This window comes from Brevibacillus sp. FSL K6-0770 (genome assembly GCF_038000275.1).
Classification (GTDB): Bacteria; Bacillota; Bacilli; order Brevibacillales; family Brevibacillaceae; genus Brevibacillus; species Brevibacillus parabrevis.
This window is the reverse complement of sequence record NZ_JBBOBQ010000001.1, coordinates 2,329,327-2,349,739: the sequence shown is the minus strand read 5'-3', so window position 1 is coordinate 2,349,739 and position 20,413 is coordinate 2,329,327. Positions and strand designations below refer to the sequence as shown.

Sequence of the window (20,413 nt, the reverse complement as noted above, 5' to 3'; positions counted from 1 at the left end):
GGAGATAGAAAAAGCTTGCCCCTGCGCTTTCGTGGCGCGCTGGGACAAGCTGTGAGCCTGCTCTATTACGTCGGATTGACCGGCTGATAGTCACGCTGGGCCGAAGCCGACTCGATGACGTAATGACTGTAGCCGTCGTCATCGGTACCTTCTCGCAAGTGAATCTCTTTCTGGCAGTGCGGGCAGGAAAAATCGTAGCCCGTCGCCAAGTGCGTATCGTCATCCGACTCGTACAACGCAGCATCTTCATCATCGTCGAGATCATAGTAGGTGGCGTAGTCGACATCGTCGTCATCCTCTATCGTTTCGTACAACGCCTCGTCATCCTCGAAAAGATAGAGTTCCACGTCTTCGAGGTCTTCGTCCAGCGCTTCTACATAATCCTCCGCCTCTTCCACGCGGGCGTGCAGCTCGCGAAACTGGGCGTACACCTCGTCCATGATCTCGATCATTTCAGTCATAATTTTGCCTTCTGCACTCTTTTCGCCCACATCCAGGCCATCTGCCAGCCCGCGCAAATAGGCGATTCGGTTCGCCATCGTTTCAAGCATGCCAATCCCTCCCATTCGTCTCTTGCACTAGCATTCCCAGATGAGGCGCTCATTACCAATGGAAGGAATTGGACATCACTTGCGCACTCCGATCAAAATGCAGGAGATGCCGAGCAAAATCCAGGCGATTTTCGCAAAGCTGACCCGATCAGACATGCCGAGCAGGCCGATCGTCGTCGTGGTAATCAAAATCACAGGCCCTACGATTGCCAAGCCCGAATTTATGAGCAGTGCCTTTTCCACCTGATTGACCTTCAAAATGAGCAAGGCAGCCACAATCTCGATGCTGCCTGACAAGATCCGCAGCGCAGCCATCCCCATAATCGCTTTTTCCCACATACCGTCTCGTCCTCCCCTCCGTTCACTCTATGCCTGTACCCGTTCGTTTCAGCACTCGTGTGGGCAATCGCCTACTGCCTTTCTTCTTCACTCCTCCTCCACGGTGGGCATACACTGAACCATACGCCTAGAAGAAATGAGGAACTTGCATGGTAGACTGTGAGCATCCGTTTATGCCCGCGAGCTGGGCGAATCCGTTCGGGCACAAGCGAGCGAAGCCCCGCCAAAAGGGGTTGACCATGGTAATTGACAAAGGGCTGGGGCTGACCGCTTACTGCGATCTGCTGGAACTGGCTTCTCCTTATATCGATATATACAAACTCGGCTTTGGCACAACGGCCTTGTATCCGCCGAACGTGTTGCAGCAAAAGCTTTCCAGGGCAACCGCCTTGGGCTTGCACATCATGCCAGGCGGAACTTTTTTTGAGATTGCCATTCAGCAGAGCACGATCAAGGCGTACATGCAACAAATCCGTTCGCTCGGATTTTCAGCGGTTGAGATTTCAGACGGGACGTTCCCGCTATCGTTTGAGCAGCGCAGAGAAGCGATTGAACGGGCCGTGGACGCAGGGCTTGTCGTGTATACGGAGGTAGGAAAAAAGTCGGCAGGCTATCGCGCCGAGCGCAATGAGCTTTTGGAGACACTCGCCTTTGACTTGCAGGCAGGCGCCAGCCACGTCATCGTCGAAGCACGCGAAAGCGGAACGGTCGGCGTCTTTGACGGAAACGGCAAGATCGAACAGTCATTCATTCTGGATGTCGTCCGTGCCGCCAAAGCAAACGCGGAGCGGCTCGTTTGGGAAGCGCCGCAAAAAGACCAGCAAGTGTGCCTGATTCAGTCTCTCGGTGTCGATGTCAATCTCGGCAACATCGCCTGCACGGACGTCTTGTCGGTCGAGACACTCCGCCGCGGACTTCGCGGAGACACCGCCCTGATGCTTGCGGAAGGGAGGTCTGCCCCGTGCGAATAGAGGTCGTGCCCACGGTCGAGGAAATTCGCTTTGACCAAATCAGCAATCATGTTGTGATTGTGATCGATGTTTTGCGCGCATCCAGTACGATTGTCACCGCGCTGGGCAACGGCTTTGTCTGCGTCGTTCCCGTTGAAACGATCGGGCAAGCGAACTCGCTCAGAGCCGCTGACTGCATCCTGGCTGGCGAGCGACATTGCCGCAAAATACCCGACTTTGATTGCAACAACTCCCCGACGGAAATCTCCGCGGCCAAAAATCCGGGCAAACGACTGATCCTCACGACGACGAACGGCACTCGCGCCATTCAGAAGGCGGAGCGAGCCTCCGCGCTGCTCGTCGGCTGCTTTTTGAACGCGACGGCCTGCATTCGCCACGCGCTCACGTATCATCTCGACGTGACACTTTACTGCGCAGGGACGCGTTCCGAATTTGCTCTGGAAGATGGACTCGCGGCAGGGCTGATGATCGTCCAGGCGCAAAAAGCTTTGGCCCACCTGCAGATTTGCGATCTCGGCGAAGCGTTGAAAGCAAGCTATTTATACTATGCAGATAAGCTTGGCGAACAAATGCTGCAAACTACCACGGGCAAGCGCCTCGTTTCGCACCATTTTGCCGACGACTTGCGTTTTTGCGCACAGGTTGACCGCTACACGCTCGTGCCCTACGTCAAGGACAAACGCATACTCCCACACCTTGTCTCATAGAGTGAAAGGAGAACAGGGACAGGGGTTTTGATGCCAATGATGATGTCTGGAGAAGTGATGCTCGTCATCCTGATCGTCATAGGACTGATTGGCCGTTCACCGATAATCGCGACGGCGGCCAGCATTCTTTTGGTGCTGAAGCTGACGGCCTTGGAACGCTTTTTCCCCACGGTCGAACGCCGAGGTCTGGAGCTTGGCCTGCTTTTTTTGACGATATCCGTACTGGTGCCGTTTGCCAGTGAGAAAATATCGTGGAAAGACGTCACGCCGCTGTTCACTACGGTCGTGGGCCTTACAGCGCTGGCTGGCGGCGCGATTGCGACGTGGATGAACGGCAAGGGACTGGATTTGCTCCGGGCTGAGCCGCATATGATCGTCGGACTGGTGATCGGGTCGATCATTGGTATTGTGTTTTTCCGCGGCATCCCCGTCGGCCCGCTGATGGCTGCCGGGATTACTGCCTTTGTGTTAAAGCTGTGGGAGTGGTTCGGAGGGCGCTGGCCCCACTGAGCAGCAAGGCCAAAAAACAGCAGATCGCTGAAATCCCCTTTTCGCTTTCGGAAAAGCGGGATTTTTTTTGTGGCAACGCCGAGACTCATGCGCAACTAAAAAAAGCTGCACCCGGGAGGGCACAGCTTTTTCCATGACGATCTTGCAAGTTACGCGCGGGAAACGTAAGCTTCCGAACGCGTATCGATGATCAAACGCTCGCCTTCTTCTACGAAGAGAGGAACGTTTACCACGAAGCCAGTTTCCAGCGTTGCTTTTTTCGTAACGTTGGAAGCGGTATCGCCTTTAACGCCTGGCTCACATTCAGTAACAACCAGCTCAACTGTGTTTGGCAGTTGGATTCCGATTGTTTCACCGTTGTACTGCATGATTTGCACGTTCATGTTTTCCTTCAGAAAACGCAGCTCGCGCTCGATTTGTTTGCGAGTGAACGTCAATTGCTCATACGTTTCGGTGTTCATGAAAGTGTAATCGTCACCGCTCGCATACAGATACTGCATGGTGCTGGATTCGATGCGGGCAGGGTTTACTTTTTCGCCGCCGCGGAAAGTCATTTCTGTCGTGTTGCCATTGCGCAGGTTGCGCAGTTTGGAGCGTACGAAAGCCGCACCTTTTCCTGGTTTTACGTGTTGGAACTCAAGCACGGTGTAAATGTTGCCGTCCACTTCGATCGTCAAACCGGTCCGAAAGTCGTTTACAGAGATCATCGTTGTCCTCCCAAATCAATCAATAACGTAGATTAGTATAAATTACACGGGCAAAATGAGCAACTCTTTCGTAGACTTGTTGAGGTTCTCATGCCCATCCGCCGTGATCAGAACGTCGTCCTCGATTCGCACTCCGCCGAGTCCAGTCACATAAATACCCGGTTCCATCGTGACAAGCATGCCTGGCTCCAGAACGAAGGTGCTCACGGTAGACAAGCCCGGCAGTTCGTGCACCTCGATGCCCAGACCGTGACCCGCGCTGTGTCCGTAGGCATCGCCATAGCCAGCCGCTGCAATCAGGTCACGCGTAGCGGCGTCTGCCGCCTTTGCTGTCACTCCCGGTTTCAGGGCTTCCAGTCCGGCCAGTTGTGCGCGCAAGACGATATCGTAAATCTCTTTCATTTTGGCGCTAGGTTCGCCGACAGCAAGCGTGCGGGTAATGTCGGAGTTGTAGCCTTTGTACGCTGCGCCGAAGTCGAGCGTAACCATTTCTCCGGCCTCGATCACTTTTTCCGAAGCTCGTCCATGCGGCAATGCTCCGCGCACGCCGGATGCAACGATCATGTCGAACGCAGACCCTGTCGCCCCTTGTTTGCGCATGAAATATTCCAATTCCAAAGCAACGTCTACTTCGCGTACGCCAGGACGGATATATCCTTGAATATGCGCAAAAGCCGCCTCCGCAATTCCCACTGCTTCACGGATGATGACCATTTCCGACTCTTCTTTGAACATGCGAATTTTTTCCAGCAGTCCGCTCGTTGGAACCAGCTCTACCCCGGCAAAGCCTTTGCTCCACTCCTGATATGTACCAAAGGAAACGCTGCTTTCAAAAGCGAGACGCTTGATGCCTTTTTCCTGTAGCAGCTTGGCAATCGCATCGACCGCTTTTCGCTCGTTGTTGACGACAGTGAAATCAGGTGCCTGCTCCTCTGCCTGTTCGACATAGCGGAAATCCGTAACCAAAAAGGCTTCGGTTTCCGTGACGATCACCCAGCCGGTGGAGCCAGTGAAACCGCTCAGATAAAAGCGATTTTCCGATTTTTCCGTGATGAAAGCATTCGCCCCTACTTGGGAGAGCGCTTCACGCAATTTGTCCAAACGTTGTTTCATGACAACCAGTTCCCCTTTCGCTTTGCCAAACCGTTATTTGTTCTCGATTTTGCGGACGAGCGCCCGCAGCGCCCATTCGTATCCGTCCATGCCCAGACCGACTACTTGCCCTATCGTAACGGGTGCAATCACGGAATGGTGACGAAATTCCTCGCGCGTATGAATGTTGGAAATATGTATTTCAATGGTCGGGATTGCCACGCCTGCCAGAGCATCGCGGATCGCATAGCTGTAGTGCGTGAAAGCGCCGGGATTGATCAAAATGCCGTCGTGCACGCCTCTCGCCTGATGAATCGCGTCGATCAGAGCGCCCTCGTGATTGGACTGGAAATGTTCAAGCTTGCCCCCCAGCTCATCCATGACAGAAGTCAGCTTCGCGACGAGATCTTCCAGCGTTTCCCTTCCGTATACGTCAGGCTCCCTCGTTCCCAGCAAGTTGAGATTGGGGCCATTCAAAAGCAAAACGGAAGCCATTGTCTTCCCTCCCCGTCTGTTTTCGCAAAAAGTTTTTTTACTAATGAAACATTTTACCACAAGCCTCTGCTTGTACAACAGTAGGCGACAAAAATCGGCCAACATTTCGAATCTTGCAAACGGCAGATGCAGAGGGGACAACCCGGTCCCCTATCGCTCTTTGTCTTTGCCGCCCCACTGCTCTTCGTCGGATTGTTCCAGGACAAGCGTCATGCCAATGAACAATCCATAGGACAAGTACCAGGCTCCTTCTGTACTAAGCGTGCCTACTTCCCAATTCCCGATGCGAAAGAAGAATCCTGCAATCGCAAGCAAAATCGCACCGTAGAGCAGGCCGATCCACCATGCTCGCATCTGGCCGAACAAGAGGGAGAACAAAAAGCTTGCCAGGATCGTCTCCACGAACAGAACAATCGCTCCCAAGGAGTTGCCCATCAGGCTATTCTCCTCGTATCCGCTGAGCAAAGGCCGGGCAAAAGCACCTAGTCCGTACGGAGTCAAATTCAAAAAGTGGGCGAGCATGCGGATCACCCCCCACAAAATCGTGCCCCAAAAAGCAAGCTCGACGATTTTGCTGACGGAAGCCGCCTTTCGCTCCGCCGTTCCCCGCTCTCTCGGCTTGCCCAACAGCTCTTTGTTTCTTCGCGTGGCTTTGCCTGCTACCATACCTATCACCTCACAGATAGTATGTGCTGTTCCCATGTTTTTCACTAACTGTTTACATTTCTTGGCACAGCATGAACTCCTTGTAGCTTCAAGGCTCGCTTTCCGTTAAAATGGAGGGTAAGGAAGGTGATAGTGTGGCTCAACAAAACGTACCCAGCTACGGCGGTCAGGCCGTCATCGAAGGTGTTATGTTCGGCGGCAAATCGATGACTGTAACAGCTGTTCGCAAAAAAAATCATGAAATTGAGTATTTTGAAGCACCGCGTACGGAATATAAATGGATTACCCCACTGAAAAAAATTCCGTTCATTCGCGGGCTGGTCGGCCTGATCGAAGCCAGCGCCAACGGGGCCAAACATCTGAACTTCGCCTCGGAGCGGTTCAACATGGAATCCGGCGAAGAAGTCAGTGAAGGTCCTTCCAAGCTGACGATGATTCTGGGGGTCGCCCTGGTCGGTGTACTCTCTTTCTTGTTCGGTAAATTTGTGTTTACCCTCGTTCCCGTATTTCTCGCCGATTTTCTCCTGGGAAAATGGGTGCCGGATGGGGTGCCCCAAACTTTGGCGGAAGGCGGCTTCAAAATCATTTTGCTGCTCGGCTACATCACAGCCATCGCGAAGGCTCCCCTGATCAAAAGGCTCTTTCAATATCACGGAGCGGAGCATAAAGTGATTAACGCCTTCGAAGCCGGGGTAGAATTAACAGTAGCCAATGTGCAAAAATTTTCCACCTTGCATTATCGTTGCGGTAGCAGTTTTCTCATTTTCACCGTGTTTGTCGGCGTTGTGATCTACTCCCTGTTCAGCTACGACTCCTTGACCGAGCGTGTTGTGCAGCGGATCGTCCTGTTGCCACTGGTCATCGGGGTCTCCTATGAAGTCTTGCAATGGACAAACAAGCTCCGTGATACTCCTGTGTTACGCTACCTTGGCTATCCAGGTCTCTGGCTGCAAAAAATCACAACGCGTGAACCGGATGACAGCCAGGTCGAAGTAGCCATCGCTTCTTTCCAGAAGATGCGGGAGCTGGACCTTCAGCATGTTCAGGGGAAAATGGCTACGACCGGATAACGTGAGGCATTCTTATTCCCATTGAGGTGAGGCCTATGTTACGTCGCATACCACCCGTGATTTTGATTATTGTGCTGCTCGCCATTTACGGATTTTTATTGACGCTCATCAGTGATCCGATCAATACGCTGATCATCCTGGGATTGTCTGTGGCGCTGTTTTTGATCGTGCGCAACTATTTGCGCACGGGCTCCTTTTTTTCGAAAAGTCCTGGACCTGGCAAGCCAAAGCAACAAAAGGTGAAACCAAAACCTCCGGTGATGCGACAAGCGCACAAAAAGCAACCGACGGCCTCCAGAAAAGATCACCCGTTCCGCGTGATCGATGGCAACAAAGGCAAAACAAAAGAAAAGCAGAACGAGAACTCGCCAAACAATATGTCCCATTAAAAGAAAAACAGGTCGCCGCTGCTGGCAACCTGTTTTTTCGTTTTGCTCCTCTTCGCTACACCAGATGCTTGGGAGAGGAAATGCGGAATACTTTGACATATTCTTCGAAGTCCCAGCGCTGCAAAAACTGTTGGGCTGCGGCTTCCCCGGACGCGTACAGCTTCTCCCGCATTTCCTTGGAAAGCTGAAACTGTGTCGTCCGAACGCCGAGCGTATGAATGAAAACGGTCCGTACCGCCTGTGCTTTTTCGACGTAAAGCCTGTCATGGGCGTCGAGCATCGTGGCAAGCAAGCCGCGCGAAAACGAAAACAGCCCGGTAATTTTTTTCGTCTCCCGCTTGCTCTGATCGTCGGAAAGCCGAAAGCCGATGGTCGGCCATTGCGGTATCCCGGGGACGTCAAACAGCCAGATCGGATAATTGCTCAGCAAAGCTCCGTCGACAATATAGTGGGTGTCGTTGCCGCTTTTCAGTTGGGCAGGCTGAAAGAAAAAAGGAATCGAGGAAGACATGCGGACTGCTCTTGCCACAGAAAAGCTGTCCGGGTCAATCCCGTAGCGAGTAAGGTCGTCAGGCAGCACCGTCATTTTCCCCGAGGTCACGTCAGAAGCGACGATTTTCAGCCTGCCCGGAGCCAAATCGCCAAATGTACGCACATTTTTGCGCCTTAGCAAGTCTTCAATGAACAGCTCCATTCTGTCTGCGCGATAGACGCCTTCCCGCACGATCAGTTCGTGGATCGGCCCGATGAGCGGCAGTCTGCCAATCCCCGCCCGATGCAAAAAGTGCAGATAGTCCAGCTCGTCAAAAATCGGCTTCAACTCATGGCTCGTATACCCTGCGCTGAGCAGAGCGGCTACGATCGAGCCTGCCGAAGTGCCCGCCAGCTTTTCCCACGTATAGCCGTTTTCCTCCATGACCCGCAAGGCTCCGATAAAAGCGATTCCCTTCACACCACCGCCTTCAAAAACCGCGTCCGCTTTCATCCTGTCGCCCCCCTTCACTAAAATATAAGGCGACAGCTTTTCCCATACGATTAAAAAACGTCATTTTCACCAAAAAAGAAAAGCGCAAGCCATGTCAGCCTGCGCGCTCGGAGACTTATTCTTCTTTTTGCTCATCTTCCAACCGGATGCGACGGAGATCCTCCATCCGGCTCGGTTCTTGTTGAAAATATTGAACAAGATATTCCAAACATGTAATCGATTCCCAGCTCAAATGATGTTCGATTCCCTCGACATCTTGATAAATATGTTCTTCGTCAACGCCGATGACCCGCATGAACTCTTCCAGCAGGCTGTGGCGATCCACCAAACGCTTCCCGATCTTTTTCCCTTTTGGCGTCAACACAAGGCCACGGTATTTTTCATAAACGAGATATTTGTCTTTGTCCAGCTTCTGAACCATTTTCGTGACCGAAGAGGGATGTACTTCCAACGCTTCAGCAATATCGGAGACACGAGCATAGCCCTTTTCTTCAATTAAGCTGTAAATACGTTCCAAATAGTCTTCCATACTCGGCGTCGGCATGTGAACCCCTCATTTCAAACCATATTTCTTCCGGCCAAAAAAGGCACGTAGAAATATAATACCTTTAAATGAGAACGATTAGCAAGAGAAACCTGTCTATTGTGGCTGTTTTTCTGTTTCGCGGTTCATCATTTGGACAAATTGCACCAGTTGCTGTCCGAGCGCTTCCATCCGGGCTTGCAACCGTTCATCTTTCAGTTTGCCCTCTGGCGTAAACGCATTGTAAGCGCTCGGAATGCTCGGACTTGCTGGCAACGGCCACGCATGCAAATTGCGCATGATCAACTGGAGCGTATTGACCGTGTTCGTCGCTCCCATGCTGCCCCCGGCAACACCGATGAGAGCCACTTGCTTATCGCGCAGATGGCGCCCTTCCAAAAAGTCGATCGCATTTTTCAATGCTCCGGTAATCGTGCCGTGGTATTCAGGCGAACCGATCACAAGTCCATCCGCCTCGGAAATTTTTTGTACGAAACGATGGACGATTTCCGGATAAGTCGTCGCGTCTTCCCGGTCGTCGTAAATCGGCAAGCTCCAGTCTGCCAGATGAATCATTTCAATATCAGCACCTGCAGCCTTCGCTGCATCGAGAACAATCGCTACCGCTTGCTTCGTTGTCGAGTTGTTGCTATTCATGCTTCCCGCTATTCCTACAATTTTCATCTTGGAGTCACCTCATGCAATCTGCTTAACTGGTTTATTTTTCATTATAATCCACATCGTCATACTTTGTAAATGAATAAGTCTGTTTAATATTCCCGGTTCTGAACAAGCCTTGCTTGGACATACACATGTAGCAAGTTGGGAATAAGGATGATGCCTATGGACAAAGTCGCTTGGCAAATCGCCATTCTGTTTGCAGGGTCCGCGCTGGGAGGACACTATCTGGGCGGTTATGAGTGGCTCCGTTTCTTTACCTATTTTGGCTCCTGGGGCACGGTCGGCATCGCCCTCGCAGGCATTGGAATCGGGTGGATCTGCCTCCAGCTGCTGAATTATTGCCATCGCCATCAAGTCGGTTCGCTCTATGAGCTGTACCTGTTCTTATTCGGTGAAGCTTTTGCTTCCAGCCTGTCGATGATTACCCATCTCTTTTTGCTGGCATACGTGGGTGTCATGCTCGGTCAGCAGTCGGCCCAGCTCATCCCAGGGCTGTCGTCTGTCTGGTTCGTCTTATTGTCTCTCATCGTGACGATCAGCTTCCTCTTCAAGCGCTGGCAATGGATTGTAACGGGGTCAGGCATTTGTTTAGGCGCAGGTCTGCTGTTTTTCGCCCTGCTTTTCCTCCGCCAACCCCATGTCCCTATCCCTGGCCTCGGCTACCAAATGAACGGAAGCTGGGTGATTCACGCCGTTTTTTTCCTCGCGCTGCATCTCTTGCTTGCGCTTGTCGTCTTGCTGCCCGTAGCGGGACGAACCGATCAGCCGAATGCCGTTCGTCTGGGCGTCGGCATCGGAACGGGGATCACCTTGTTATTTTTGCTGCTCGGTCAAGCGATTTTCCTGTCTCACTGGCATGATATTCATACTTCACTCTCGCCTGTGCAATTGATATCGTCCCGATTGCTGCCCGCTGGCAACTGGCTTTTCGCGATTTTGGCCCTGATTCAGGGTGGCGTGCTTTCCGCCTTGCTCCTGCACTCACTCGCCTTGCCTGTGACCCTGCGCCATCAGCTGCAAATGCCACCGCTTCTGTTCGTGATGCTGCTTTTGGTCGGGGTGTTCGCCCTGCTGCCGCTTTTTTTGCCCTGGAGCGTCTCTGTCGTGGCAAGCGGAGCTACTTACTGCGGCTTGTTTTTGATTGGCTGGTTTATTTGGAAACGTCAGACCTGATGGGCGCTTGGCACACATACGGGAAGCAAAATGTTCACCGTCGTTCCCTTGCCTTTTTCGCTTTCGATTTGCAGGCTTCCGCCGTGATCCTCCAAAATGCGCTGGCTGACCATCAGGCCGAGGCCCGTTCCGTTTTCTTTCGTCGTATAAAAAGGCTCTCCCAGGAGCGGGATTCGCTCCGGATCAATCCCGCAGCCGTTGTCCTGGATGCTGACCTGAATGTGCTCCTCACTGATCCGCCGACTCTGAACGTAGATCTCGCCGCCATCGGGGAGCGCTTCCATCGCATTTTTGCAAATGTTGAGCAGCACTTGCTTGATCTGGTTTTCTTCGCAAGCGATTGGCGGCATCGCTTTTTCAGTCGAAGCGTACATCTGGATATTTTTTAAGTTCGCCTGGCTTTCCAAAAGGGACAGGACGTTATGGATCATCACCGACAAGTCTTTTTGCTGAAAGCTCACCGCTTGCGGCTTCGCCAACACCAGCAGCTCGCTGACAATCAGATTGATCCGGTCCAGCTCGGACAGCATGATTTGGCAGTAGTTGCGTTGCACGCCTGTTATGGAAGCATTCAACAGCTGGATGAACCCGCGCAGCGATGTCAACGGATTGCGAATTTCATGCGCGATTCCCGCCGCCAGCTGACCGATCGCAGACAGCTTGTCCGATTGGCGCAACAGCTCTTTCGTTTTCGTAATCTCGGACACATCACGCGAGACGATCAACATGCTGTCCACCACTCCATCGCTGTTGCTGATCGGCTTGAAGCGCGACTCGACGTTGACCCAGTGCCCCTGGCTATGCCGCAGCCGATAAATCCCGCTCGCCTCTTCTTCCTTTCGCCAGCTCAGCCGGAACAGATCGCTGACCTTTCTTTGATCTTCCGGATGAATGATCTTGTCGATGACGGCTGGCCCCATCCCGATCATGTCCTCGCTGGAGTACCCCAAAAATGTCGTGTGCGCGTGAGAGACATACGCAACCGTCCCATCCCACTTTACGAGGTAAATCATTTCGGTCATGTTTTCGGTGATCAGACGGAAATGAGCCTGGCTGTCTTGCAGAGCCTGCTCCATCCGCTTTCGCTCTGTTATGTCACGGGAGCAACAAATGATCCCTTTGACCTTCCCTGCTTTGTCCAAAACAGGGCCGTATGACAGCGATACGTGCATCAGCGAGCCGCTTTGATGGACGCGAACCGTCTCGTAGCCGACGATGGACTTCCCGTTCAGCACTTCGCTGTGGCACCGCTCCATTTCTGCGATATGCTCCTGCGGCACGCAAGGAATGGCATTGCCCAGCAAATCAGACGCGCTGTAGCCGAATTGTTCGACTGACGCCTTGTTCACATGAATGAATTTCCCGTCCCGACCCACGATCGAAACAGCGTCTGGAGTTTGTTGCAGCAAGGCATCAAGCAGCTCCTTCGTCTCATCCAGCTCGATTCTCATTCGCGTGATTTCTTCCTGCTTCCGGCTATCCTTTTCCCTCATCTGGCTGTACATGCGATAGAACTGGAGTACAAGCATAAGCGCATACAGCAGGTTCAACAAGCAGAACGACCACACATTGATTTTATTGGGGTACAGGTAGAGCAAAAAGACACTGAGTGGAATCCAACCGATGATAAGAGTTAAGGAAAGGGCGAAATGACTTGAGCCTATTGGTATCATCACAACCTCCGCTGTTCTTTGCTGAATATTTGCTGTGTAGGATGGATCATCGTAACTAGCATGGATTGGATTGAATATAATTTTCAGAAATATGTAACTGCAACAATATACAATGGACGAAATTTTTTAGGATTCTTAAAAATTATAAACTTTTTTCCAATGGGTGGCTATGACTTGTTATTCCACATTTTTCGACAAATTCGCAAAATCCCCCGCTGATCGAAAAAAGTTTGCCGGGAGTTTTTGCGAGGGCGATGGCGAGAATCGTCTGCACACAAAAGGCGCCCCGTGTCTTTTCCTGGACGCCCTGCGTTTGCCTTCGTTTTTACGATGCGCTCGCAACCAAGCCTATTGAAGATCTTCTCCCGCTTCCTGCTGTCTGCCCGTTTGCACGGACTGACGCGGTTCGGCAGGAGCAGTAGAGTCGGTCAGGCTGCCGACCACAGATGAAATGACTTTCGCCGCTTGCGCAAGCTGCTCTTTTTGAATCTGGACAAGCCCGTCCTTCGCTTCCTCCTGCGCTGGCAGACGTGTAAGCAAGACCGCCGGAATCCCTGTCCCGGCAAGCAATTGCAGCTGTTTTCGCTGACGCGCGCCCACTTGCTCCAATGCGCTTGCTTGCACTCCGGCTTGCGTGAACACGCTGCCTGTCTGCGTGGAGGTCGATTGTGCAGGCACCGCGGTCAGTTGACCGTCCCTGCCCACTGCATCCACGTATATGGCAGCCACGATCTTCGCCTTGTCTTTTGCCGCAAGTGAATCAAAAAATGCCTGTCCGCCCCGTTCCCCGGCTGTCTCCGCTCCCAAACTGACCAGCTTCACCTGCGCATCCAAGCGGCTCTCGGCCAGTTGGCGCGCCACTTCAAGCAAGACGGCTACGCCGGATGCGTTGTCATTGGCTCCTGCGGACGATGCGGTCGAGTCATGATTCGCCAGGAGGAGTACCTGCCGCTCCGTGTTTGCAGCTGTCGTTTTGTTCGTCGCGATGAAATTATAGGACGTATGTCTGCTCGTCTGGCTTCCGTCTACCTTCACGGTTGCGCGCAGCGGCTGCTGATCCCGCAAACGCTCTTGCAGCAGGCTGCCGTCCGCCTGTGACAAGCCGATGACCGGAACGGACATGTCCAGCGGCTCGCCCAGTGTCGCCTTCCACTCCCCCTCGCGATCGTTCCAGATGATCGCCGCTACCACTCCTGCTGCCGCTGCCTGTCTGACCTTTTCGCCAAACGGAATTTCTCCCCGCTTGATCAGCGCGATTTTCCCTCTCGCCGCTCCATTGGCAAAATCATTGGCGCGTCCGTAGCCGACATCGACTATGTCCGCTGTTGCCGTCCCGTTCTGGGCAAAAGTCAATCCTTTGATCGCCCAGCTGCGCTTCCAGTCGTCGATCGCAAGCGACAAGACCGTTGGGCGTTTGTATGTATGGTAATAAAAAGGCTGGAGTTCTGTCTCATAGCCATAGGCGCGCCACAGATTCTCCACGTATACCCCTGCTGCGAACTCCGACTCGGTCGCAGGCGGTCTCGCTGCTTTCGCCAAGCGCTCTACATGGCTGTACAACAGCTCTGCATCTGTCTGAACCTGATTCGCATATGCCTGTTGCGAAGAGAAGGGCAAGGACAGCAAACTCCCGCAAACAAGCAGTGCTCCTAGTGCGCAATAACCAACGGATCGCATGGCGTTCTCCCCTCTTCCTGGCGCTCTTTGCTTTTATTATGGACAGACTGCTCCATAAGCGTCTAGTCAGAATAGTTAGTCAAATACCAGCACGCGCCGTCAGCGGCGGACAGCTTTCGTTCTCCTTCTGCCCAAATCTGCCTGGACATGCACAGCGACACGAGGAACTCGTCGATTTGTCGGAAAGGAGACGCCCATTTAAAAAGTTAATAGATGAACGCTTCTCCTTGCTAAATTATTGATAGCGGAAATCCGCTTTTCAAATTGACCCTGAGAGGTACGATTTGCTAATGTTGAATCAAATAAAAAACCGTTGGAAAAAAGCGGCTGGAATCAGTAGAGGAGGACTCACCATGCTTTATGTAGATGGCAAATGGGTGGAAGAGGGGCAAGCAGCGGTTCATCCGGAAGATCGCGGATACAACTTCGGGGACGGCATCTATGAAGTCGTACGAATCTATAAAGGGCGCATGTATCAATGGGACGCCCACTTGACCCGCCTGTTCCGCAGCGCGCGGGAAATCAAGCTGGAGCTGCCGTGGAGCCCGGAATCACTGACCGATTTGGCTCAAGAGCTGATGGCGAAAAACAACATTACCGACCAGGACGATGCCACCTTGTACTTGCAAATTTCTCGCGGCGCCGCTCCTCGCGTCCACGACATCCCAAGTGCCATCACTCCGGTCATCATGGCTTTCGTGCGCCCCAAAGCTCGGCCAGTCGACGATTTGAAAAAGGGTTGGACAGCTTCCCTCGTAGAAGACATTCGCTGGCTGCGCTGTGATATCAAGACTCTCAATCTATTGGGAGCCGTGCTCGTCAAACAGTACGCCAAGGACAAAGGCGCACAGGACTCGATTTTGCACCGCGACGGGATCATTACCGAATGCAGTTCGTCCAATCTTTTCGCAGTAAAAGACGGCGTGCTGTACACGCATCCGGCTGATCACCTGATCCTGCACGGCATCACCCGTCAGGTCGTCATCGATCTGGCCCAGGCAAACGGCATCGCTGTTCACGAAAAGCCGTTTGACATCGCCTTCCTCAAACAAGCGGATGAGTTGTTCCTCACCAGCACGACCGCAGAAATCATGCCGCTGATCTCCGTCGATGGCGAAGCGGTAGGCAACGGTCAGCCAGGTTCGGTTACATCCAGGCTGCAAGCTTTGTTTGAACAGCACATTCACGACAGCGTACTCGTCTAACCGTACGAAACAGATGGAAAACGAAAAAGCTCACCAGCGATTGTTCACACTGGCGAGCTTTTTTCTGTACGTTTGTCACCTGTCGGCTATTGTCTATCGGCGCAAGTTCCATTCGTCTGTCGCATAACGGGTGGCGGCGAGTTCCTCTGCCAGCGCCCGCTCTTCGTCTGTCAGTGCGGACGGCACCAGTTCGACGTCCAGACCGGAGGCAAAGCCTTTGGAAAATGCCTCGATCGCTTCCTGCAAGCTGACAGGACGCGGGCTTACTTCGTTAATCGTCACCGCTTTTTGGCGGAAGCTGTCCATCATCCGCTGTTTGACGCGATCCGACGGGAAATGCAGCAGCGAGAACAGCAAATCGACGTCCATATCGAGCAAGATCGAGCCGTGCTGGAGGATGACTCCCTTTTGACGCGTTTGCGCACTGCCCGCTACCTTTTTGCCTTCGACGACCAGCTCATACCACGATGGCGAGTCAAAGCAAGCAGACGAGCCTGGCGAGTTGTACTTTTCTTTTTCCTCCTCGCTGGCAAGCGACACCATCTCTGCGGCAAGCCCCAGGTTCTGGAAGCCGTGCAGCAATCCGAGGCTGATGATTTTGTAAGCCTCTGTCACGCCAGATGGCATCCGCGGATGATCTTCGGACACGATCACACTGTACGTCAGCTCCTGATCGTGGAGAACGGCGCGTCCGCCTGTTGCCCGGCGCACAAAGCCAAGTCCGCGCCGCTGTACTTCCTCCAGGTTGATTTCCTTGATCGCCTTTTGAAAATATCCAATCGACAAAGTAGCCGGGTCCCACGTATAAAAACGAACGGTCGGCGGTACCTTGCCTTCGCTGTGCAGTTGCAAAATCGCTTCGTCTACAGCCATATTCATCGCCGGAGACATCGGCTCCGTTACGACATAGCGCCACTGTTCCATATGTATGTACCTCCTTCTCACAACGATTTCATTGTACGCTTCTCCCAAAAGGGCGGCAAGACTTGGATGCGCTGTTTCAATGAGCCGCTTCCTCGATGATCGCGACGACTTGCGCCAAGGCGTCTTTTGGTTTTCCGATCGCGACGCGCTGCTTTTCCGCGATGGCGCTTCGCTTTTCGGCAAGGCTTTTCAACGCTTGCAAAAAGCTCGCCTCGTTCAGCGCCTCTTCCTGCAAGACGGCACAAAAGCCTTGCTGCTCAAATGAACGTGCGTTCAACAACTGATCTCCCCTGCTGGCTGCAAGAGACAACGGCACAAGCAGCATCGGCTTTTGCAGTTCGAGAAACTCGTAAATCGCATTGGAACCCGCGCGCGAGACGACCAAATCCGTCATCGCCAAAAGGTCGGGAAGCTCCTCCTGGACGTACTCGAACTGCTTGTAGCCTTTCTTTTGCAAGCTTTCGTCCCGTTGGTTTTTGCCGCAAATATGTACGATGGAATACTGTTTGAGCAGCTCATCGAGCGTTCCCCTGATCACTTCGTTCAAACGTTTTGCCCCGAGACTCCCGCCCATGACGAGCAGCACAGGCTTCCCCGGAGAAAAATCACACAGGGCCAGCCCTTGCTCTTTTCGGCCTTTTTTCAGTTCCTCGCGCACAATGGCTCCTACGTGCATTCCCTTGCCTGCTGGCAGATGCTTCAATGTATCAGGAAAAGTCACGCATACTTTGTCGGCAAAAGGCAGCGACAGGCGATTGGCCAGTCCTGGCGTCAAATCAGACTCGTGCAGGACGACAGGCAGCCGATTCAGCCAGGCGCCGAACACAACCGGGACGGAGACGAAGCCGCCCTTGGAAAAGATTACGTTCGGCTTCCAGTCAGCGAGGAAACGGTACGCCTGCCAAGCCCCTTTGCTCACACGCAGCGGGTCCGTGAAGTTTTTCCAAGCAAAATATCGGCGCAGCTTGCCTGTAGCAATCCCGATGTAGCGCACGCCGTCCAGCTTCTCGACCAGCTCCCGCTCAATCCCCTCTGTCGAGCCGATGTAGGCCACCTCCCAGCCCCGCTGCAAAAAATGCGGGATGAGGGCGAGGTTGAGCGTGACGTGCCCGGCAGACCCGCCGCCAGTAAATACTATCCGTTTGCTCATGTTTGTCTTCTCTCCCCGAAAGTCGGATCAACCCCATCTGTTCATGATAGCATCATTCGGAAAGAAAAACCGCCCTGTAAAAAGGCGGCTTTTCCCAAAGAGAGTTATTAAGCTTGTGGCTGATAGCGCAGGATCGGCTTGCGTGCCGCAGTCGCTTCATCCAGACGTTTTACCACGGTCGTGTGCGGAGCTTCCTGTACAAGCTCAGGTGTTTCTTCACACTCGCGGGCAATTTGCAGCATGACGTCGATGAACTCGTCGAGCGTTTCTTTTGTCTCGGTTTCAGTCGGCTCGATCATCAGGCACTCATCGACAATCAGCGGGAAGTAGATCGTTGGCGGATGGTAGCCGAAGTCGAGCAAACGTTTTGCGATATCCAGCGTGCGCACGCCGAGTTTCTTTTGGTTCACGCCAGACAAGACAAATTCGTGCTTGCAGACGCGGTCAAACGGCAGGTTGTACGCCGTAGCGAGACGACGCATCATGTAGTTGGCGCTGAGCACCGCATTTTGCGAAACTTGCAGCAAACCTTCCGGACCCATCGTGCGGATGTAGCTGTAAGCGCGAACGAGAATGCCGAAGTTTCCGTTGTAGCCTTTTACGCGGCCGATCGATTCCGGACGGTTGCTGTCCCAGTAGAAGCTGCCGTCTTCTTTTTTCGCCACGATTGGCGTTGGCAAAAATGGTTCGAGAACCTTTTTCACGCCGACTGGTCCAGCACCTGGGCCGCCGCCGCCGTGTGGTCCGGTAAATGTTTTGTGCAAGTTGAGATGCACGACGTCAAAGCCCATGTCGCCTGGACGGGCAATGCCGAGGATCGCATTCGCATTGGCTCCATCGTAGTACAGCAAGCCGCCTGCTTCGTGGACGATTTTCGCCATCTCGACGATGTCTTCCTCGAACAGACCGAGCGTGTTCGGGTTGGTCAGCATGAGCGCTGCCGTGTCAGAGCCAACCGCATCGCGCAGAGCTTGAATGTCTACCAGACCGCGCTCGTCAGAAGCAATCGTAACGGTATCCAGACCTGCTACAGCCGCAGACGCCGGGTTTGTACCGTGCGCGGAGTTCGGCACGATTACTTTTGTACGGTGAGCTTCTCCACGGCTTTCATGGTAAGCGCGGATCATCATCAGACCCGTCCACTCGCCTGCCGCTCCGGCAGCCGGTTGCAGGGTAACGGCGTCCATTCCGGTGATTTCAGCCAGTTCTTCTTGCAGGTTGTACAAAAGCTCCAGTGCGCCTTGTACGGTTTCTTCCGGCTGGTACGGGTGAGTTTGCGCGAAGCCGGCATAGCGAGCCACGTCTTCGTTGATTTTCGGATTGTATTTCATCGTGCAAGAACCGAGCGGGTAGAAGCCGTTGTCTACCCCGTGGTTGCGACGGGACAACTCGGTGTAGTGGCGAACGAGTTGCAGCTCGGATACCTCTGGCAATTCAGCAGGGGTTTCACGAATGAGGTGCTTTGGCAAAAGGCTTGCGACCTCTACTTCCGGTACATCCAATGCCGGCAGATTGTAGCCCACACGGCCCGGTTTGCTCATTTCAAAAATCAGTGCTTTCTCCTGGTCGTTACGCACGTGTGATCGCCTCCAATTCAGCCGCCAATGTGTCGATTTCTTCCTTGGTCCGAAGCTCGGTTACTGCGAGCAAGGTGTGGCCTGCAAATTCAGGGTAATCCAGCCCCAGATCGTAGCCGCCGATGATTCCTGCCTGGAGCAGTTGCTTGTTGGCTTCTGCTACTGGCTTGGACAGCTTGACCACGAACTCGTTGAAGAACGGGGAAGTAAAGACGACTTCCAGCCCTTTGGCTTGCAGGGCTTGCTTCGCGTAATGCGCCTTTTGCAGGTTCATCATCGCCATTTCCTGTACGCCTTGTTTTCCGAGTCCAGTCAGGGTGATCGCAGCCGCCAGTGCCAACAGCGCCTGGTTGGAGCAAATGTTCGAAGTCGCTTTTTCACGACGGATATGCTGTTCACGAGCTTGCAGCGTCAGTACGAAACCGCGCTTGCCGTTCTCGTCTTTCGTTTGCCCGACGATGCGTCCTGGCATTTTGCGCATCAGCTTGCTCGTCGTCGCAAAATATCCGCAGTGCGGTCCGCCAAACGATGCCGGGATACCGAACGGTTGCATGTCGCCTACTACGATGTCAGCGCCCAGTTTGCCTGGCGCTTCCAATACGCCCAGTGCAAGCGGGTTGGAAGAAACGACGAACAGGGCGCCTTTGCCATGAGCAATCGGCTCAACTGCTGCCAAGTCTTCCACGTTTCCGAAGAAGTTAGGATATTGCACGATCACAGCCGCTGTGTTTTCGTCAATCAGCGCTTCCAGAGCTTGTGTGTCGGTTACGCCATCGCTGTTGATGCCGACTTCAACCAGTTCTACGCCTTGACCGTACGCATATGTTTTCAGAACGCCGCGCGCTTCCGGATGCACCGCGCGGGAAACGATGACGCGCTTTTTGCCAGTGTGACCAGCCGCCATCATAGCCGCTTCTGCCAAGGAAGTCGCTCCGTCGTACATGGAGGAGTTCGCTACTTCCATTCCTGTCAGTTCACACACCATTGTCTGAAATTCAAAAATCGCTTGCAGCTCGCCTTGGCTGATTTCAGGCTGGTAAGGCGTATAAGCCGTGAAAAATTCTCCGCGGAGCAGCATGTGGTTGACTGTGCTTGGCGCATAGTGCTGATAAACGCCAGCACCCAAAAAGTTGACGTGTGTGCTGAAGTTGACGTTTTTGTTAGCCAGGCGAGTGAAGTATTTGACCAGATCAGGCTCGGACAGAGCTTCTGGAATGTTCAGCGCACCTTTGAAACGCACCTCTTCCGGAATGTCTGCAAACAGTTCTTCTACACTGGAAATGCCCAGAGTTTCGAGCATTTCGCGCTTGTCCTGATCAGTTTGGGGCAGGTAGCGGTATTTCACGAA

General features: G+C 53.3%; 22 protein-coding genes. 7 read left to right on the top strand and 15 right to left on the bottom strand.

Annotation, left to right across the window (positions count from 1 at the left end):
- Nucleotides 1-65: 65 nt before the first annotated feature.
- Together NST23_RS11490 and NST23_RS11485 are read right to left on the bottom strand one after the other, a co-directional pair.
- Nucleotides 66-551 carry a CD1247 N-terminal domain-containing protein gene (locus NST23_RS11490; RefSeq protein WP_122965830.1) on the bottom strand — a complete coding sequence of 162 codons (486 nt, stop codon included), beginning with the start codon at nt 549-551 and terminating at the stop codon, nt 66-68.
- Between the two features lie 75 nt (nt 552-626).
- Nucleotides 627-890, bottom strand: coding sequence for a YqhV family protein (locus tag NST23_RS11485; protein WP_122965829.1), 264 nt, complete (start codon nt 888-890; stop codon nt 627-629).
- A gap of 149 nt (nt 891-1,039) precedes the next feature.
- Here NST23_RS11485 and NST23_RS11480 point away from each other — a divergent pair, with 149 nt between their 5' ends.
- The 3 genes from NST23_RS11480 to NST23_RS11470 are packed head-to-tail and all read left to right on the top strand — an operon-like array spanning nt 1,040 to nt 3,078.
- Complete coding sequence (locus tag NST23_RS11480) at nt 1,040-1,861, top strand: phosphosulfolactate synthase (protein ID WP_122965828.1); 822 nt, start codon at nt 1,040-1,042, stop codon at nt 1,859-1,861.
- The gene (locus tag NST23_RS11475) at nt 1,852-2,568 is read left to right on the top strand and encodes a 2-phosphosulfolactate phosphatase (protein ID WP_122965827.1); all 717 of its coding nucleotides are present in this window, start codon (nt 1,852-1,854) and stop codon (nt 2,566-2,568) included. The genes NST23_RS11480 and NST23_RS11475 overlap by 10 nt, the downstream gene beginning before the upstream one ends.
- Nucleotides 2,569-2,607: 39 nt before the next feature.
- Complete coding sequence (locus tag NST23_RS11470) at nt 2,608-3,078, top strand: DUF441 domain-containing protein (RefSeq protein WP_063227107.1); 471 nt, start codon at nt 2,608-2,610, stop codon at nt 3,076-3,078.
- A gap of 149 nt (nt 3,079-3,227) precedes the next feature.
- Here NST23_RS11470 and efp read toward each other — a convergent pair whose 3' ends face one another.
- The 4 genes from efp to NST23_RS11450 all read right to left on the bottom strand — a co-directional run bounded on the left by efp (nt 3,228) and on the right by NST23_RS11450 (nt 6,038).
- Nucleotides 3,228-3,785, bottom strand: coding sequence for an elongation factor P (gene efp, locus NST23_RS11465; RefSeq protein ID WP_122965826.1), 558 nt, complete (start codon nt 3,783-3,785; stop codon nt 3,228-3,230).
- 42 nt (nt 3,786-3,827) lie between these two features.
- Nucleotides 3,828-4,898, bottom strand: a complete 1,071-nt coding sequence (locus tag NST23_RS11460; protein ID WP_340963696.1) for a M24 family metallopeptidase — start codon at nt 4,896-4,898, stop codon at nt 3,828-3,830.
- 33 nt (nt 4,899-4,931) lie between these two features.
- Nucleotides 4,932-5,372, bottom strand: coding sequence for a type II 3-dehydroquinate dehydratase (gene aroQ, locus NST23_RS11455; protein ID WP_122965824.1), 441 nt, complete (start codon nt 5,370-5,372; stop codon nt 4,932-4,934).
- A gap of 150 nt (nt 5,373-5,522) precedes the next feature.
- Complete coding sequence (locus NST23_RS11450; protein WP_122965823.1) at nt 5,523-6,038, bottom strand: YqhR family membrane protein; 516 nt, start codon at nt 6,036-6,038, stop codon at nt 5,523-5,525.
- Between the two features lie 134 nt (nt 6,039-6,172).
- Between NST23_RS11450 and NST23_RS11445 the strand changes: the two genes are divergently transcribed.
- Together NST23_RS11445 and NST23_RS11440 are read left to right on the top strand one after the other, a co-directional pair.
- Nucleotides 6,173-7,108: a DUF1385 domain-containing protein gene (locus NST23_RS11445; protein ID WP_167470360.1), complete on the top strand. Its 936-nt coding sequence runs from the start codon at nt 6,173-6,175 to the stop codon at nt 7,106-7,108.
- Between the two features lie 35 nt (nt 7,109-7,143).
- Nucleotides 7,144-7,497, top strand: coding sequence for a hypothetical protein (locus NST23_RS11440; protein WP_063226811.1), 354 nt, complete (start codon nt 7,144-7,146; stop codon nt 7,495-7,497).
- Between the two features lie 55 nt (nt 7,498-7,552).
- Here the strand turns inward: NST23_RS11440 and NST23_RS11435 are convergent, their stop codons facing one another.
- From NST23_RS11435 to NST23_RS11425, 3 genes are all read right to left on the bottom strand, one after another.
- On the bottom strand, nt 7,553-8,482 hold the full coding sequence (locus NST23_RS11435) for a patatin-like phospholipase family protein (RefSeq protein WP_173595762.1): 930 nt from the start codon (nt 8,480-8,482) through the stop codon (nt 7,553-7,555).
- A 115-nt stretch (nt 8,483-8,597) separates the two neighbouring features.
- Nucleotides 8,598-9,026 (bottom strand): transcriptional regulator MntR, encoded by a 429-nt coding sequence (gene mntR, locus NST23_RS11430; RefSeq protein WP_063226809.1) that lies wholly within the window; start codon nt 9,024-9,026, stop codon nt 8,598-8,600.
- A 96-nt stretch (nt 9,027-9,122) separates the two neighbouring features.
- Nucleotides 9,123-9,689, bottom strand: a complete 567-nt coding sequence (locus NST23_RS11425) for an NADPH-dependent FMN reductase (protein WP_122965819.1) — start codon at nt 9,687-9,689, stop codon at nt 9,123-9,125.
- Between the two features lie 159 nt (nt 9,690-9,848).
- Between NST23_RS11425 and NST23_RS11420 the strand changes: the two genes are divergently transcribed.
- Nucleotides 9,849-10,859, top strand: a complete 1,011-nt coding sequence (locus NST23_RS11420; protein ID WP_173595761.1) for a hypothetical protein — start codon at nt 9,849-9,851, stop codon at nt 10,857-10,859.
- On the opposite strand, the gene NST23_RS11415 is transcribed toward NST23_RS11420, so the two are convergent.
- Both NST23_RS11415 and NST23_RS11410 read right to left on the bottom strand, forming a co-directional pair.
- Nucleotides 10,850-12,532: a PAS domain-containing sensor histidine kinase gene (locus NST23_RS11415; RefSeq protein ID WP_340963693.1), complete on the bottom strand. Its 1,683-nt coding sequence runs from the start codon at nt 12,530-12,532 to the stop codon at nt 10,850-10,852. The genes NST23_RS11420 and NST23_RS11415 overlap by 10 nt on opposite strands.
- 348 nt (nt 12,533-12,880) lie before the next feature.
- The gene (locus tag NST23_RS11410) at nt 12,881-14,209 is read right to left on the bottom strand and encodes a M28 family peptidase (RefSeq protein ID WP_217021747.1); all 1,329 of its coding nucleotides are present in this window, start codon (nt 14,207-14,209) and stop codon (nt 12,881-12,883) included.
- 353 nt (nt 14,210-14,562) lie between these two features.
- Between NST23_RS11410 and dat the strand changes: the two genes are divergently transcribed.
- Complete coding sequence (gene dat / locus NST23_RS11405) at nt 14,563-15,414, top strand: D-amino-acid transaminase (protein ID WP_217021746.1); 852 nt, start codon at nt 14,563-14,565, stop codon at nt 15,412-15,414.
- 93 nt (nt 15,415-15,507) lie between these two features.
- Here the strand turns inward: dat and NST23_RS11400 are convergent, their stop codons facing one another.
- The 4 genes from NST23_RS11400 to gcvPA form a co-directional block, all read right to left on the bottom strand.
- Nucleotides 15,508-16,338 carry a lipoate--protein ligase family protein gene (locus NST23_RS11400; RefSeq protein ID WP_063226803.1) on the bottom strand — a complete coding sequence of 277 codons (831 nt, stop codon included), beginning with the start codon at nt 16,336-16,338 and terminating at the stop codon, nt 15,508-15,510.
- Between the two features lie 76 nt (nt 16,339-16,414).
- Nucleotides 16,415-17,488: an undecaprenyldiphospho-muramoylpentapeptide beta-N-acetylglucosaminyltransferase gene (locus NST23_RS11395; RefSeq protein WP_217021745.1), complete on the bottom strand. Its 1,074-nt coding sequence runs from the start codon at nt 17,486-17,488 to the stop codon at nt 16,415-16,417.
- 107 nt (nt 17,489-17,595) lie between these two features.
- Nucleotides 17,596-19,065, bottom strand: coding sequence for an aminomethyl-transferring glycine dehydrogenase subunit GcvPB (gene gcvPB, locus NST23_RS11390; RefSeq protein ID WP_122965813.1), 1,470 nt, complete (start codon nt 19,063-19,065; stop codon nt 17,596-17,598).
- Nucleotides 19,058-20,410 (bottom strand): aminomethyl-transferring glycine dehydrogenase subunit GcvPA, encoded by a 1,353-nt coding sequence (gcvPA, locus tag NST23_RS11385; protein WP_173595756.1) that lies wholly within the window; start codon nt 20,408-20,410, stop codon nt 19,058-19,060. Before gcvPA ends, gcvPB begins: the two co-directional genes overlap by 8 nt.
- Nucleotides 20,411-20,413: the final 3 nt, after the last annotated feature.